General features: G+C 70.3%; 14 protein-coding genes. 10 read left to right on the top strand and 4 right to left on the bottom strand.

The genetic code is table 11. The features are described 5' to 3' along the window. Positions 1-11: 11 nt before the first annotated feature. The 3 genes from rpiA to HPS36_RS07420 form a co-directional block, all read right to left on the bottom strand. Positions 12-746, bottom strand: a complete 735-nt coding sequence (gene rpiA / locus HPS36_RS07430; protein ID WP_173229504.1) for a ribose-5-phosphate isomerase RpiA — start codon at positions 744-746, stop codon at positions 12-14. Positions 747-810: 64 nt separating this feature from the next. Next, positions 811-1,935 carry an ORC1-type DNA replication protein gene (locus HPS36_RS07425; protein ID WP_173229502.1) on the bottom strand — a complete coding sequence of 375 codons (1,125 nt, stop codon included), beginning with the start codon at positions 1,933-1,935 and terminating at the stop codon, positions 811-813. Between the two features lie 147 nt (positions 1,936-2,082). Beyond that, a complete protein-coding gene (locus HPS36_RS07420) occupies positions 2,083-3,132 on the bottom strand; it encodes a methyltransferase domain-containing protein (RefSeq protein ID WP_173229500.1) in 1,050 nt (349 codons plus the stop codon). A gap of 84 nt (positions 3,133-3,216) precedes the next feature. Between HPS36_RS07420 and HPS36_RS07415 the strand changes: the two genes are divergently transcribed. Together HPS36_RS07415 and HPS36_RS07410 are read left to right on the top strand one after the other, a co-directional pair. Next, the gene (locus HPS36_RS07415) at positions 3,217-3,777 is read left to right on the top strand and encodes a TATA-box-binding protein (protein WP_053770359.1); all 561 of its coding nucleotides are present in this window, start codon (positions 3,217-3,219) and stop codon (positions 3,775-3,777) included. Between the two features lie 80 nt (positions 3,778-3,857). Next, positions 3,858-4,217 carry a DUF7473 family protein gene (locus HPS36_RS07410; protein ID WP_053770358.1) on the top strand — a complete coding sequence of 120 codons (360 nt, stop codon included), beginning with the start codon at positions 3,858-3,860 and terminating at the stop codon, positions 4,215-4,217. 60 nt (positions 4,218-4,277) lie between these two features. Here the strand turns inward: HPS36_RS07410 and HPS36_RS07405 are convergent, their stop codons facing one another. Next, on the bottom strand, positions 4,278-6,494 hold the full coding sequence (locus HPS36_RS07405) for an ATP-dependent DNA helicase (RefSeq protein ID WP_173229498.1): 2,217 nt from the start codon (positions 6,492-6,494) through the stop codon (positions 4,278-4,280). Between the two features lie 185 nt (positions 6,495-6,679). Between HPS36_RS07405 and HPS36_RS07400 the strand changes: the two genes are divergently transcribed. The 8 genes from HPS36_RS07400 (at position 6,680) to lysW (ending at position 16,096) form a co-directional block, all read left to right on the top strand. After that, positions 6,680-7,150, top strand: coding sequence for a histidine kinase (locus tag HPS36_RS07400; protein ID WP_121563274.1), 471 nt, complete (start codon positions 6,680-6,682; stop codon positions 7,148-7,150). A gap of 56 nt (positions 7,151-7,206) precedes the next feature. Continuing rightward, positions 7,207-7,707, top strand: a complete 501-nt coding sequence (locus HPS36_RS07395; protein ID WP_053770355.1) for an ACT domain-containing protein — start codon at positions 7,207-7,209, stop codon at positions 7,705-7,707. A 227-nt stretch (positions 7,708-7,934) separates the two neighbouring features. Then, complete coding sequence (gene radA / locus HPS36_RS07390) at positions 7,935-8,966, top strand: DNA repair and recombination protein RadA (protein ID WP_173229496.1); 1,032 nt, start codon at positions 7,935-7,937, stop codon at positions 8,964-8,966. Between the two features lie 497 nt (positions 8,967-9,463). Next, positions 9,464-11,140 (top strand): ammonium transporter, encoded by a 1,677-nt coding sequence (locus HPS36_RS07385; RefSeq protein WP_137716861.1) that lies wholly within the window; start codon positions 9,464-9,466, stop codon positions 11,138-11,140. A 94-nt stretch (positions 11,141-11,234) separates the two neighbouring features. Beyond that, positions 11,235-12,572, top strand: a complete 1,338-nt coding sequence (gene hemL, locus HPS36_RS07380) for a glutamate-1-semialdehyde 2,1-aminomutase (protein WP_173229494.1) — start codon at positions 11,235-11,237, stop codon at positions 12,570-12,572. A 359-nt stretch (positions 12,573-12,931) separates the two neighbouring features. Further along, positions 12,932-14,170, top strand: a complete 1,239-nt coding sequence (locus HPS36_RS07375) for an argininosuccinate synthase (RefSeq protein ID WP_173229492.1) — start codon at positions 12,932-12,934, stop codon at positions 14,168-14,170. Continuing rightward, a complete protein-coding gene (argH, locus tag HPS36_RS07370; protein ID WP_173229490.1) occupies positions 14,171-15,685 on the top strand; it encodes an argininosuccinate lyase in 1,515 nt (504 codons plus the stop codon). It begins immediately after the preceding gene. Positions 15,686-15,907: 222 nt separating this feature from the next. Beyond that, positions 15,908-16,096 (top strand): lysine biosynthesis protein LysW, encoded by a 189-nt coding sequence (gene lysW / locus HPS36_RS07365; protein WP_004599337.1) that lies wholly within the window; start codon positions 15,908-15,910, stop codon positions 16,094-16,096. Positions 16,097-16,128 lie beyond the last annotated feature (32 nt).

Genomic DNA, 16,128 nt, shown 5'->3' with positions numbered 1-16,128 from the left:
TCGACGACGGTTCAGACCTCGTCGACCCGGACGCCGGACTCCGTCCCGACGTGAACCTCGTCCGCGAGCCCGACGAAGAGCCCGTGCTCGACCACGCCCGGGACCGCCGACAGCGTCGCCGACAGGGCGGCCGGGTCGGCGATCTCGCCGAACGCGCAGTCCAGCACGAGGTTCCCGTTGTCCGTCACGATGGGGCCGTCCTTCCGCTCCGCGCGGCGCAGCGTCGGCTCGCCGCCCGCGTCCCGGATCGCCGCCGCGACCGCGGTCCGCCCCGCGGGCAGCACCTCGACCGGCACGGACCGGTCCAGCCGCGGCGACTCCTTCGAGGGGTCCGCGACGACGAGGAAGCGGTCCGCGGCGGCGTCGACGAGCTTCTCGCGGGCGTGGGCCGCGCCGCCCCCCTTGATCAGCGCGCCGCCGGAATCTGGGGAATCAGACTCCTCCGCGCCCGTCGCCACCTGATCGGCGCCGTCGATCGCGACGTCGATCCCCGGTCCGTCGGGGCCGACCGCGTCCGGGAGGTCGAGGAGCGGAATTCCCGCCTCGGCCGCGAGTTCGCGGCTCGCGAAGGAGGTGGGGACCCCCCGAATATCGAGGCCGGCGTCGACCCGGTCGCCGAGGCGCCGGATGGCGTGCGCCGCGGTCGACCCGGTCCCTAGGCCGACCACGTCTCCGTCAGTCACCGCCTCGGCCGCCGACTCGCCGGCGCGCCGCTTCATCGCGTCGCTCCCGCCGCTCGTCTTCATGTGGTCGACTGCGTGCGGCGGCGTTGAAAAGGCGTCGGGGTGGCGAGGCGCGGGCGCGGGAGAGCTATTCCAAGCGGTCCAGCACCGCCTCCGCGTCATAGGCGAGGGAGAGCTCGCGGGAGCGGCCGCGGCCATCGACGTCGGCGTACTCGGCGTCGATCACGCCGAGCTGGTCGAGCTTGTTGATGATCTCGGAGTAGCGGGTGTAGCCGAGGTCGGTCGCGTCGTTGAAGGCGTCGTACACCGCGCCGGCGCGCTCGCCGTCGTGTTCGGCGAGGACCCGGACGAGGTCGCGCTCGGAGTCGGAGAGGCCGCGGAGCGACCGCGAGAGGTGGACGTGCTTCGACTTGTCGTAGGCGTCCTCGACGTCCTCCTCGGAGACCGTCTTCGAGGCGCGCATCTCGGCGTTGAGCCCGGCCCGGCGCAGGAGGTCGATGCCGACGCGGAGGTCGCCGCTCTCGGCGGTGAGGTCCGCGACGCGGTCCAGCTCGGCGTCGCCGATGACGCCCTCGTGGAAGCCGCGCTTGGCGCGCTCCGCGAGGATGTCGTAGATCTCGGTCGCGTCGTAGACGGGGAAGTACACCTCCTCGGGGCGGAAGACGGACTGGACCCGGGTGTCGAGGTCGTCGATCACGTCGAGGCCGAGGTCCGAGGAGACGACGATGACGCCGATCTTCGCGCCGGAGTGGGCCTCGTGGGCCCGCAGGAGCGAGTAGAGGGTGTCGGAGGCCTCGTTCTCGTAGAAGAGGTAGTTCACGTCGTCTAAGGCGACGACGAGGACCTCGTCCTCCTCGACGAGCCGGTCGGTGATCTGGCCGAACAGCTTCTTGAAGGAGATGCCGGAGGAGGGCGGCTCGTACTCGAAGATACCCTCGAACAGACGGGAGAACACCGCGTAGCGTGTCGAGTCGACCTGGCAGTTGACGCGCACCGTCCGGACCTCGGTCCGGGCGCCCAGCTCGCCGAACAGCTTCTGGACCGCGGTGGTCTTCCCGGTGCCGGGCGGGCCGCGGACCATCGTGTTGAGGGGGCGGGAGCCGCGGACCGCGGGGCGGAGCGCGTACTTCAGGTTCTCCAGCTGGCTCTCCCGGTGGCGGAACGTCTCGGGGACGTGGTCGATCTCGAACACCGACTCATCGCGGAACACGGACTCGTCCCACGAGAGCATGTCCCCGGCGTCCCCGGTCATGCGAGTACCACGAGAGGCCGCGCACTTAACCGTTGCCCGGCGCCGGGGCGAAACTGAAACTTGTCGCACGAGCCTCCGAAAGAAGCGATTCCGCCGATCGGTCGTTCACTCTCGGTCCGGCGGAATCCCCGCCGCGCTCGCTGCCGATCACCCCGCGTCGCCGCGGCGCAACACCAGCACGTGGCGCGTCAGCGAGCGGTGGACGCGGCGCTCGAAGGCGGCGTCGACGGTCCAGCCGGCGGCGCGGGCGGGGGCGCGCCAGTCGCGGTCCGCAACCAGCACCGCGCGCGGCGCGACCCGAGCGGCCTCGTCGAGCGCGCCACCGACGAGGTCCGCGAGCTCGTGGCGAGCGATCTTCGACTGCCGGCCGTACGGGGCGTCGAACGCGACCCCGTCGACGGCGTCGTCGGGGAGGGGGAGCGCGGTCGCGTCGCCGCGCGCGACGTGCCAGTCGGGGGCCCCGTCGCCGCCGGCCTCGCCCAGGTACTCGCGGAGGTTCTCCCGCGCGCCGCGGACCATCTTCGCCTGCGCGTCGCAGGCGACGGCGTCGGCGCCGACGAGGCCGGCCTCCAGCGGGAGGCCGCCGGTACCGCACATCGTGTCGAGGAGGGTCCGGCCCGGGGCGGCGCCCGCGAGGTTGGCGTAGGCGCGGGCGTCGGCCGGGGCCATGCTCCCCGGCTGGAAGAAGGGGCGGTCGGTGGGGTCCGGCGCGAAGTCGCGGGCCGCCTCGACCGCGACCCAGCCGAGGGCGCACAGGTCCGCGTCGCCGCCGTCCGCGCCGGCCACCGCGTCGTGCTCGGCGCGCGGGCCGGCCGCGAACAGCGCGCGGAGGACGTGATCAGGGTCGTCGAGGTCGACCTCGAACCCGCGGTCGACGAGGACGCTGCCGAGCGCGCGCTCGGCCGCCCCCGTCGAGACGCCGGCCGTGGCCCGGACGTCGCGGGCGCGGACCGCCACGGTCCCGGAGCGGTCGAGCGACGCGGCCCGGAGCGCGGCGGCCGCGGCGTCGACGTCGGCGTCCGTCCGCGCGATCGCCTCGTGCGCGGCGCGGGTGTACGCGAGCCGACCGGCGTGATCGCGGTCGATCCCGCCGGTGCGCGCGACGCCCGGCGCGAGGAGGTCGACGCCGGTCGCGGCGGTGGCGGCCTCGCGGGCCGCGAAGGCGTCCGTCTCGCCGGCGAGTTCGAGCCAGTACACGCCGACGGCTCCGCGCGGCGGCGGCAATAGCGTGGCGGTTCCGGCCGGCCACCATTTAAGTGATCTCGGGCGAGAATCGAAGTGATGACGGCCGACCCGAAGGAGACGATCACCGTAGAGAACGTCGTCGCCTCAACGGGGATCGGACAGGAGCTCGATCTCCAGAGCGTCGCGATGGACCTCGAGGGCGCCGACTACGACCCCGAGCAGTTCCCCGGGCTCGTCTACCGGACCACGGACCCGAAATCGGCCGCGCTGATCTTCCGGTCGGGGAAGATCGTCTGTACGGGGGCGAACTCGATCGAGGCGGTCCACGAGAGCCTCGACACCGTGTTCGGGGAGCTCCGCGCGCTCCAGATCCCCATCGAGGACCCGGAGATAACGGTCCAGAACATCGTCACCTCGGCCGACCTCGGCGAGAGCCTGAACCTGAACGCGATCGCGATCGGCCTCGGCTTAGAGCACATCGAGTACGAGCCGGAGCAGTTCCCCGGGCTCGTCTACCGCCTCGACGAGCCGGAGGTCGTCGCGCTGCTGTTCGGCAGCGGCAAGGTCGTCGTCACCGGCGGCACCAGCGCCGACGACGCGGCCGCCGCCGTCGACGTGATCGTCGAGGAGCTGAACGGGCTCGGGCTGCTGGGGTGACGCCGCGACCCCGCGACGGGAGCGGGACCGACGCGGCCGCGTTCCGCGACCACTTTTAGTCGTCGCCCCGTAGGCCGACCATGCTCTTACAGACGGTGACGCCGGTCTCCGTGCTCGGGACGACCGTCCTGTTGGCGCTGTTCCTCTCCGTGACAGCGCACATCGCGGCCCGGAACGTCCTCGGCGACGTCGACCCCCGGCGCGCCCTCTACGTCGGGCCGCTGCCCGCCGTGATCAGCGTCGTCGGGAACGCGTTCGAGCTCTCCGGGGCGCTCATCCTCCTCGCGGCGCTCCTCGTCGACGGGACGATGTTCTGGTGGAGCTACGAGCAGCCGCGGCGGACGGTGCTCGCGATGACGCTGATCCACGGCGTGGTCACGACGCTGCTCAGCGGGCTCCTGCTCGTGGCCTCGATCCTGATTGCGTCGATGCCGGGGTAGGGTCGGCGGCGGTCCTCGCGAAGGACCGCGGTACGGCGGCGGACCCCGCCCGCGACCGACTCACGGCGACGGCGGCTGGCCGTCGTAGGCGTCGTGGTCCTGGTAGAAGTTCAGCATCGCGAACTTCAGCTTCGTCGGGTCGACGTCGAGCAGCTCCTCGCGCTCCTCGGGCGGGAACGCGGACCGGACCGAGTACTTCCCCATGTCGGCGGTCGTGTAGCGGCGGTCCGCGAGGATCCGCACCCCGAAGTCGTCGGGGCCGCGGATCACTCGCCCGAGCGCCTGTCGGGTCTTGCGGATCGTCGGGATCTCGACCGCGTAGGTCCACCCCGGGTCGCGGGCGCGGTCGCGGTCCGCGAACGCCCGGTCGTAGGCGTCCTGAACGGCCTGGGTGCGGTCCGAGAGGTGCGGGTACGGGACGCCCACGACGACGACCGTGCGGGCGTCGTCGCCGTCGAAGCTCACCCCCTCGCCGAGCGTCCCCCACAGCGACGTGAACAGCGCGGCGCCGTCGCTCTCGACGAACTCGCTGCGGAGCCGCTCCTCGTCCTCGCCCGGGCCGTCGAGGTAGACGGGGCCGAGGTCGGCCGCGCCCGCCCCGCCGGAGCCCCGGGCGGCGGCGCCGGACGCCGCGCCGCCCGGGCCGGTGAGCCGCTCGTGGTAGCGCTCGGCCTCCGCGTACGAGGGGAAGAAGGCGAGCGTGTTGCCCGGGGTGAACCGGATCGCGTCGCGGAGCAGCGACGACACCGCCGCCTGGGTCTCCGGGTCGTTGCGGTCCGAGGCGAAAAGCGGCGGCACGTCGGCGGCGAACGTCCGGCGGTTCGCCTCGGGGTAGCCCATCTCGTAGGCCATCGACGCGGCGTCCTCCAGCCCCAGCACGTCCTCGGTCACGTCGAACGGGCGCAGCGTCGCGCTCATCAGGACCGAGGCGGCCACCTCGTCGAACAGCTCGCCGGTGACGTTCCGCGGGATACAGGTGTACAGCTCCGCGCGCCCGTACACCTCGTCGGTGCCCGCGTCGCGCCGGACGGAGACCACCGGGTACTGGCCGAACTCCGCGCCCTCGTCCATCCACGTCGCGACGAACCGGGCGGCCGCGAGCGTCTGCGACTCCGAGCGGGTCGTCGCCTCCCCGTCGCGGTAGCGGCGCTCGTACTCCTCGTCTATCGCCTGGCCGAGCTGGACGGCGAGCTCGGCCTCGGTGTCTATCCCCCGCCCCTCGTAGTTGCGGAGGAACGCCAGCGTGAGGTCGTCGCGGCGGTCGTCGTTGGCGATCGAGACGTCCTCCCAGTTCTCGTCGACCCCGCCGAACCCGAGCCCGTCCTCGTAGGTCTCGACGAGGGCGTCGCGGAAGGCGCGGAGGACGTTCTCCGCGGGCTCCGCGCGGGAGTCGTCGCTGTCGGCCAGCTCGTCGAGCGCGGCGTCGAGGGTGTTCTCGGTCAGCGTCCGGGTGGCGTGGTCGCGCGCGGCGTCCTCGATGTTGTGCGCCTCGTCGAAGACGGTGATTATCTCGCTCGGGTCGCGGTCGATCCACCGGAAGAACTGCTCGCGGATGTTCGGGTCGAGGAGGTGGTGGTAGTTACAGACGACGAGGTCGACGCCCTCCATCCCCTCCTTCAGCAGCTCGTAGCCGCACAGCTCGCGCTCGTCGGCGTACGCGTACACGTCCTCGGGCGTTCGGACGTCCTCGAACAGCCACCCGAAGAACTCGTCGGTGTCGCGGGTGAGGTTGTTCCGGTAGTGTTCGCAGACGTTCGCGGCCTCGTACTCGTCGAGCTCGGCCTCAAGCTCGTCGAGCTCGTCCATGATCGCCTCGCGGGCCTCCGCGGCGCCCGCGTCGCCCTCGCGGCTCTCGGCTAACAGCTCGCGCTGTCGCGACTCCAGTTCGCGGACGTCCGACTCCGTCTCGACCATCTCGCGGGTGGTGTCCCGGAGGGTCTGACACTCTTGGTAGTCGACGTCGATGTGGCACATCGACGACTTCCCCTTGAAGACGACCGCGCGGATGGGTTCCTCGCGGGTGATGGCGCGGGCGTCCTCGACGAACTGCCGCATCTGCTGGTGGACGTTGGTCGTGATGACGACCGTGCGGTCGTGCTCGCGGGCGTGTTCCAGGGCGGGCACGAGCGCGGAGAGCGTCTTGCCCGTCCCGGGCGCGCCCTCGAACAGCACGTCCTGCCCCCGGTCCAGCGCGTTGGCGACCCTGTCCATCGCCTCGCGCTGGTTCGGGTAGGGCTCCTCGTACGGGAAGAACCGCAGGTGCGGCGACTCTGACACGGGGTGGGGTTCGGCGCCATCGGGCAAAAGGGGTGGGGTGGCGGGGCGGAAGTGGTCCGGCGGGGACGAACCGGATTTAGTCCATACCAGAGGCTTCAATAAGTATATATATCTTTGGGGCCGGTGCGAGCGAATCGCATTATTCCGGCAGCTATTACCGGTTTTCTGCCCACCTCAGGAGTGACATGGCGACAGAAACTGCGACGGCGACCGACGTACCGACCGAGACCGGACACTGGCAAGCGGGCGTAACGGGCGGCATCGTCGGAGCGCTCGTCTTCGGCGCGATGATGTCGATACTGACGCCCGGCGTCCTCGAGATGGGGATCCCGGCGATGTACGGCATCGCGGGGCCCGCCGGCGCCCTCGGCTGGGTGATCCACGTGTCTCACGGCGCGATCATCGGTCTCGGATTCGTCGCGATCACGAGTCTGAGACCCGCTCTCGGCGACTCGATCGGGACAGGTGTCGGCGCCGGCGCGGGCTACGGCCTCGTCGTGTGGGTCGCGCTCGCCGTTGTCGTGATGCCGATCTGGCTGGGCGCCGTTGGCTTCGCGGGCGCGCCTCCGCTGCCGAACATCGGCGTCGAGAGCCTCGTCGGCCACGTCGTCTACGGCGCGGTCCTCGGCGGCGTCTACTCGGCGATGGCGAACTGACCGCCGCGACGGAACCCCGTTTTTTAACCCCTCGTCCCGCGGATCCGTAGCAACGAATGTTCGACGAGATCCTCGAGAAGTTCGAGGGGTCACCCAGCCAGCAGGCGGTGATCCGGCTCTTCCTGGAGCGCGGCTTCTCCGTCAACGAGGAGGGCCGGGTCGTCTCCGGCGGGATCGAGATCCCGTACACCGGCATCGCGCGCGAGCTCGACGTCGACCGCCGCGTCGTCGACTCGACGACGGACGCGATCCTGGCCGACCCCGAGCTGAAGCGCATCTTCACCAACATCTCGTCGGTGCCGAGCCTGATGGATCTCGCTCCCGTCTTGGACCTCACGGTGCTCACCATCGAGGTCGCGGCCGCCGACGAGGCCGGGATCGTCGCCGAGGTGACCGGAATCCTGGCCGACCGCGGCGTCTCGATCCGACAGGTGCTGAGCGAGGACCCCGAGTTCACCGACGACCCGAAGCTGTACGTGATCACCGACGCCGACCTGTCCGGCGACCTGCTCGTGGAGATCCGCGACCTCGACTACGTCCGCCGCGTCGGCTTCTGAGACCGCGTCGGCCGGCATAGCGTCCTTTTCGCGGCGGCGACGGCGGAGGCGCGCACCCGCCGCGGCGGCGCCCCGCCGACCAGTTTCACCGGCCGGTCGGCGCGTCCGCTCCGGCGAGTCCGTGCGAGAGCGAGCGGACCGCGAGCGAGCGGACTCGCCGCGTCCGTTTCACTTTCACTCGGGTGTAAACCAGTCTTTATACCCGATGGCGAACAAGGACCGGGTACATGCCTGAAGACGAACTCGAGGACCTCCCCGGCGTCGGCCCGGCGACCGCGGACAAGCTCGTGGACAACGGATTCGAGAGCTACCAGTCGATCGCGGTCGCGAGCCCCGGCGAGATGTCGAACACCGCCGACATCGGCGAGTCGTCCGCCGCGGACATCATCAACGCCGCCCGCGAGGCCGCCGACGTGGGCGGGTTCGAGACGGGCGCGAGCGTGCTGGAGCGCCGCCAGGAGATCGGCAAGCTCTCCTGGCAGATCGACGAGGTCGACGACCTCCTCGGCGGCGGCATCGAGACCCAGTCGATCACCGAGGTGTACGGCGAGTTCGGGTCCGGGAAGTCGCAGGTCACCCACCAGATGGCGGTCAACGTCCAGCTGGAGCCGGAGAACGGCGGTCTCGACGGCGGCTGTATCTTCGTCGACTCCGAGGACACGTTCCGCCCGGAGCGGATCGACGACATGGTCCGCGGGCTCGACGACGAGATCCTCGCCGACGAGATGGAGCGCCGCGAGATCGAGGGCACCCCCTCTGACGAGGAGGCGTTAGAGGAGCTCGTCGAGGCTTTCCTCGACCAGATCCACGTCGCGAAGGCGTTCAACTCCAACCACCAGATCCTCCTCGCCGAGAAGGCGAAGGAGCTGGCCGGCGAACACGAGGAGACGGAGTGGCCGATCCGGATCGTCTGCGTCGACTCGCTCACCGCGCACTTCCGCGCGGAGTACGTCGGCCGCGGCGAGCTCGCCGAGCGACAGCAGAAGCTCAACAAGCACCTCCACGACCTGATGCGCCTCGGCGACCTGTACAACACCGCCATCCTCGTCACCAACCAGGTCGCGTCGAACCCGGACTCCTACTTCGGCGACCCGACCCAGGCGATCGGCGGCAACATCCTCGGGCACGCCTCCACCTTCCGGATCTACCTCCGGAAGTCGAAGGGCGACAAGCGGATCGTCCGCCTCGTCGACGCGCCGAACCTCGCCGACGGCGAGGCCGTGATGCGCGTCCAGAACGAGGGGCTGAAGCCCGAGTAAGCGACCGGCGGTCGGCGCGGATCGATCGGGGGTCACGCTCGATCGCGACCGATCGATCGAATCGACCGGCGGACCGGGAGTCGGGTTGACGAACGTCAGATTTTATCGAGAAGGCCTCAGAACCGCGAATTCGCGAAGAACGGCTCGTACGACGGCGAATCGCGAGACGGCGGGGCGGCAATACTCGCCGGGGCGGCCCGCGCACGGCCCCAGAGCGCCCGGTAACGACCGATTTCGGTCGAATAGATAACATTTTGACACAACGATCGTTGGCTTCCGGCGCAACGATTGCCGCGAAATGCCCGAGAAAACGTCCTTATATTCCATAGCCACGTCCTTATATCGGACGACTGCCGTATTATCAACCACACTTCTTGTGAAACTCAACTCTAACGTTTATGTATAGCCGTTCCCCGGAGTCGAAACGTGATTCAGCACATGAACACGAGCGAAGCACGGTTTGAATCGGACGAGCGTTCAGTAGGGGTGGTCGAATCGTGACGACCGGCGTACTCGCCTCGATCGATCCGAGCGTCCTCGCCGAGGGCGTGAACCTGATGTGGGTCGCGGTGGTGTGTTTCCTCATCTTCTTCATGCACGCCGGCTTCGCGATGCTCGAAGCGGGGCAGGTGCGCGCGAAGAACGTCGCCAACCAGCTCACCAAGAACCTGCTGACGTGGAGCGTCGGCGTCCTGTTCTACTTCCTGATCGGGTTCGGCGTCGAGGGAATCGCCGGCGGCGCCGGCTTCTCCGCGGCGGCCGCGCTCGGTGACGGCGGCTGGGTCAACAGCTGGCTGTTCGGCGCCGTCTTCGCCATGACGGCGGCGACCATCGTCTCCGGCGCGGTCGCCGGCCGCGCGAAGCTCCGCGCGTACGTGGCGTACACGATTGCCATCTCGGCGGTCATCTACCCGGTGGTCGCGGGGATCACCTGGGGCGGCGGCTTCCTCGGCGGGGCCGGCCTCGGCTTCACCGACTTCGCGGGCGGGATGATCGTCCACGGCATGGGCGGTATCGCCGGCCTCACTGCGGCGTACGTGCTGGGTCCGCGGATGGACCGCTACGCCGAGGACGGCTCCACGAACGTCATCCCCGGGCACTCGATGACGTTCGCGGTGCTCGGCACGCTCATCCTTGCGTTCGGCTGGTACGGGTTCAACGTCGGCACGACCGCGACGGTGTTCGCGGTCGACGGCGGCGAGCTCGTCCTCGACGGCTACGCGTCGGTCGGCCGCGTCTCGCTGGGCACGACGCTCGGCATGGCCGCGGGCGGCGTCGGCGCCGCCGTCGCGTCGGTGGCGCTCTCGAAGAAGGTCGACACGCTGTACGTCGCGAACGGGCTGCTCGCGGGGCTGGTCGGCGTGACCGGCATCGCGAACCTCGCCACCTGGTGGGGCGCCATCGCGGTCGGGCTCCTCTGCGGCCTCCAGCTCCCGCTGGTCTTCGAGTTCGTCGCCGACCGGATGAAGATCGACGACGTCTGCGCGGTGTTCCCCGTCCACGGCTCGGCCGGGGTGCTGGGCGTCCTCGCGCTGCCGTTCGTCAGCATCAACGGCTTCTCCGTCGACCTGCTCGTCTCGCAGGTCATCGGCGTGGTCGTCATCGCGGCGTGGACCGTGGTCGCGACGGGGCTCGTCTTCGGCGCGTTCAAGGCCGTCGGACAGGCCCGCGTCACCCCCGAACACGAGCGCGACGGCCTCGACGTCAGCGAGCACGGCGTCGAGACGTACCCCGAGTTCGGCAAGCCCTCGGTCGCGACCGACGGCGGCTCGTCGGTCGTCGACGCCACGGAGGGCTCGCCCCGCGCGGACGGCGGCGAGGAGGAGGGCGCGGAGATCAAGATGGTCACCGCGGTCGTCCGCCCCGACAAGCTCGGGGCCATCAAGCAGGCGCTCGCGGAGATCAACGCGCCCTCGCTGACGGTGACGAACGTCTCCGGCCGCGGCAGCCAGCCCGCGAAGAAGGGCCAGTGGCGCGGCGAGGAGTTCACCGTCGACCTCCACCAGAAGGTGAAAGTCGACGTGGTCGTCGCCGACATCCCGGCCGACGAGGTGGCCGAGGCGATCGCCGACGCCGCCGAGACCGGCGAGCCCGGCGACGGCAAGGTGTTCGTCCTGCCCGTCGAGGACGCGCTCCAGGTCCGCACGGGCGCGACCGGGCCGGAGGCGGTGTAGGCGCGGCGCGCGATCCGATCGGCTCCTTTTGAATCCGCGAACCGGTTCGCCCGGTTCGGCAACTACTTTCAGCCCGACGCACCAACCGTTCGGTATGAACCACGAGCGCTCGCGCGGGCTGTACGACCGCGCGCTGTCGGTCATGCCGGGCGGCGTCAACTCCTCCGTCCGGGCGACGATGCCGCATCCGTTCTTCGTCGAGCGCGGCGACGGCGGCCACGTGATCGACGCCGACGGCAACCGCTACGTCGACTGGGTGATGGGGTACGGCCCTCTGCTGTACGGCCACGACCTCCCGGACCCGGTCGAGGCGGCGGTCCAGTCGCACGTCGCGGAGGGGCCCATGTACGGCGCGCCCACGGAGGTCGAGGTCGAACACGCGGAGTTCGTCGCCCGCCACGTTCCGAGCGTGGAGTCGATCCGCTTCGTCAACTCCGGCACGGAGGCGACGGTGTCGGCGGTGCGGCTCGCCCGCGGCCACACCGACCGCGACAAGATCGTCGTGATGCAGGGCGGCTACCACGGCGCGCAGGAGTCGACGCTCGTCGAGGGGTCGCCGGGGGACGCGCACCCGTCGACGGCGGGGATCCCCGAGTCGTTCGCCGAGCACACCCTGCCGATCCCGTTCAACGACCCGGCGGCGGCCAAGGAGGTGTTCGCGGAGCACGGCGACGACATCGCCGCCGTCCTCGTGGAGCCGATCCTCGCTAACATGGGCATCGTCATGCCGATCGACGGCTACCACGAGACGCTGCGGGACCTCTGTGACGACCACGGCTCGCTTTTGATCTTCGACGAGGTGATCACCGGGTTCCGGGTGGGCGGCCTCGGCTGCGCGCAGTCGAAGTTCGGCGTCACCCCCGACGTGACGACGTTCGGCAAGATCATCGGCGGCGGCTTCCCCGTCGGCGCCATCGGCGGGAAGGCGGAGATCATCGAGGGCTTCACCCCGGCGGGCGAGGTGTTCCAGTCCGGCACCTTCTCCGGGCATCCGGTGACGATGGCCGCCGGGAAGGCCGGCCTGGAGTACGCCGCCGAGAACGACGTGTACGAGCACGTCAACCGCCTCGGCCGGAAGCTCCGCGAGGGGATCGCCGAGATCTGCGCCGAGCGCGCGCCGGAGTACACCGTCGTCGGCACCGACTCGATGTTCAAGACGGTGTTCACCCGCGAGGCGCCCGACGACGTCGACGCCTGCTGCGCGGGCGGCTGCCGGCAGGACCCCGACTGCGCCCGGTACGACGCCTGCCCGAAGACGGGCGCCGACGTGGCCGACGCCGCGACCGACCGCTGGGAGCGCGTGTTCTGGCAGGAGATGAAAGACCGCGGCGTGTTCCTCACCGCGAACCAGTTCGAGTGCCAGTTCACCTCCTACGCGCACACCGAGGAGGACGTCGAGAAGACGCTGGCGGCGTACCGCGAGGCGCTGTAGTCCGGCGGACGCCCTCTGGAACCGGTCCGGCAAGCCTTGCGACGGTCGAGCGGTGCGGAACAGTTTTATACCGGAGATCGGGTACGTACACGTGATGACCGCAGCGGCTCGTCTCGACGCCGCCCTTCTCCGAGGCCGACGAGCCCTGCGACCGCGACGAGACGTCCGACCGCCGCGACCGGCCTCCGGCGCGGCGCGACGACGAGGCCCTTCGGGCCAGTAACCTTCACCTCTCGTCGCGTTCGCGCCGATCCGTTCCGAAGAGTCTCGACTCCGCGTTCCGCGAGCGGCCGCTTCGCCTTTTTCTTACAGTATTGAAACCGCTGAATTTAAGGGTGTAGGCCGGGTGTACTCTGGTAATGACGAGCGTTGCACTCGCGTTCAGCGGGGGACTCGACACCACGGTCTGCGTACCGCTACTGAAAGAGGAGTACGGCTACGACGAGGTCATCGGCGTCAACGTCGACGTCGGCCAGCCGACCGAGGAGTTCGACGAGGCCGAAGAGACCGCGGAGGCGCTGGGACTCGACATCCACGTCGTCGACGCGAAGGAGGAGTTCGCGGACCTGTGTTTCGACGCGGTGAAGGCGAACGCCAGCTACCAGGGCTACCCGCTCGGCACCGCCCTCGCGCGCCCGGTCATCGCCGAGGCGATCCTCGGCGTCGCCGAGGAGCAGGGCTGTGACGCCATCGCCCACGGCTGTACGGGGAAGGGCAACGACCAGCTCCGCTTCGAGGCGGTCTGGCGCGGCTCCGACCTCGAAGTGATCGCCCCCGTGCGCGAGCTGGGCCTCACCCGCGAGTGGGAGATCGACTACGCCGCCGAGAAGGACCTGCCCGTCGAGGCCGGCGACGGCGGCGTCTGGTCCATCGACGAGAACATCTGGTCGCGCGCGGTCGAGGGCGGGAAGCTGGAGAACCCGGACTACGAGCCGCCGGAGGACATCTACGAGTGGACCGCGGAGCCCGAGGGCGAGACCACCATCGAGGTGACGTTCGAGGAGGGCGTCCCGGTCGCGGTCGACGGCGAGGCGATGGACCCGGTCCCGCTCATCCAGCACCTCAACGAGTACGCCGGCGGCTACGGCGTCGGGCGCACCGACGTGATGGAGGACCGCATGCTCGGGCTGAAGGTGCGCGAGAACTACGAGCACCCGGCCGCGACCGTCCTCTTGACCGCGCATCAGGCGCTCGAAGACCTCGTGTTGACGAAGAACGAGCGCTCGTTCAAGAAGGGGATCGAGCAGGAGTGGTCCGAGAAGGCCTACGAGGGGCTCGTGTTCGCGCCCGTCGTCGACGCGCTGAACGCCTTCGTCGACGAGACGCAGGACGTGGTCACCGGCACGGCGACGGTGAAGGTCTCGGGCGGCGACTGCCGCGTCGTCGCGCGCGACTCCGAGTACGCCGTCTACTCCGAGGAGATGGCCTCGTTCAACACCGAGGACGTGGCGGGCATCGCCCAGTCCGACGCGACTGGCGTCGCGAAGTACCACGGGCTCCAGGAGCGCCTCGCGAACGACGTGAAAGCGAGCGTCTCGAAGCCCGAACTGGCCACCGACGGATCCGGTGACCCGGACGCGACGGACGACGGGAAGTAGATGACCGACGACGATCCCGACGCCGCGACGGACGCCGACGGCGGAGCGGGCGGCGGGAGCGACACCGCCGTCCGCCGCGACCGCTTCAGCGGCGGCCCCGCCCGCGAGTTCCTGTCGAGCCTCGCGGCCGACGCGACCATCTTCGAGGCCGACCTCGCGGTCGACCGCGCGCACGTGGTCATGCTCGCGGAGCAGGGGATCGTCGACGACGCGGTCGCGGGCGAGATCCTCGGCGCGCTCGACGCCGTCGAGGCCGCCGGGCACGGCGAACTCCCCGGCGGCGAGGACGTTCACGAGGCCATCGAGACCGCGGTGATCGACCGGATCGGCCCGGACGGCGGCCGGATGCACACCGCCCGCTCGCGCAACGACGAGGTTGCGACGTGCATCCGGTACCGGCTGCGCGAGGACCTGCTCGACGCCGCCGAGGCGACGGTCGCGGCCCGCGAGGCGCTCGTCGAGGTCGCCGAGGAGCACGCGGAGACGGTGATGCCAGGGTACACCCACCTCCAGCCGGCCCAGCCGACGACGGTCGGGCACTATCTGCTGTCGTACGAGGGCGGGCTCGCGCGCGACACGGAGCGCCTGCTCGACGCGTACGACCGCGTGAACCGGTCGCCCCTCGGCGCGGCCGCGTTCGCCGGGACGCCGTTCGACGTCGACCGCGACCGCACCGCGGCGCTGCTCGGCTTCGACGGGACGGTCCGCAACTCGATGGACGCCGCCTCCGCCCGCGACTTCCTCGCGGAGTCGGCGAGCGCGCTCGCGACGCTCGCGACGACGCTGTCGGGGCTCGCGGAGGACCTGATCGTATTTTCGAACAAGGGGGTCGTCGAGCTCTCCGACGCCTACTCGTCCACCTCCTCGATCATGCCCCAGAAGAAGAACCCCGACACGCTGGAGCTGACCCGCGGCGTGGCGGGCGACGCGATCGGCGAGGCGACCGGCACCCTGAGCCTGCTGAAGGGGCTCCCGCGCGCCTACAACCGCGACCTCCAGCGCGCTCACGCGAGCGTCTTCGAGATCGCCGGCGACGTGCGGGAGGCGACCGAGGTCGCCGCGGGCGCGGTCGCGACCGCGGAGTGGGACGAGGCCGCGCTCGCGACGGCCGCCGGGGAGGGGTTCTCGACGGCCACGGGCGTCGCCGACCTGCTCGCGACCGGCGGGCTCCCCTTCCGGACGGCCCACGAGATCGTCGCGACCGCGGCGGAGACGGTCGCGGACGACGACTCGCCGGCCGCGGCGGCCGCAAAAGTTGACGAGGCCGCTCGAAAGGTGACGGGCGAGCCCCTCTCCGCGTACGTGAGCCGCGAGGACGTGGAGTCGGCGCTCGACCCGGCCGAAAGCGTCGCGAGCCGCGACTCCGCCGGGGGACCGGCCCCGGAGGCGGTCGCCGACGCGCTCGCCGGCGCCGAGGCGGGGATCGAGGGAGACGAGGCCGCGCTGACGGCCGAGCGCGACGCGCTCGCCGACGCGAGCGAGGCGCTGGACGCGGAGGTCGACCGCTATGTCTGAGCCGCGACGCCCGCGAGGTCCGCGTCGGCTCGGTCGGGACCGACCCGACCGACGCCGACGACCGTCCCCGTAGGGGGACATACTTACTACCGAGATCTGACATTCGATCTCGACACACCGGTATTTCGCCGATCTATTCCCGTTAGCGACCGATCCATTTTGTATAAATTATCCGATAAGTTCGAAGCCTTTATGCCCGTTCACGGCGGAGGTGCTGGCACGATGACGAGCGACACCGACACGCTGACCGCGGAGGACCCGATCACGGGCGAGGAAATCGAGATCCCGGCCGACGTCGAGGTCGGCGAGATCATCGACAGTCCGGTCACCGGGACCGAACTGGAGGTCATCTCGCTCGACCCGGTCGTCTTGGAGGAGGCGCCGGAGCTCGAGGAGGACTGGGGCGAGTAGATGGCGACGACCGCCACGGCCGCGACACGCGA

The organism is Halorubrum salinarum, from assembly GCF_013267195.1.
Lineage (GTDB): Archaea > Halobacteriota > Halobacteria > Halobacteriales > Haloferacaceae > Halorubrum > Halorubrum salinarum.
Note: the sequence above shows the minus strand (reverse complement) of the source record. Positions and strands in the feature narration are given on the sequence as shown.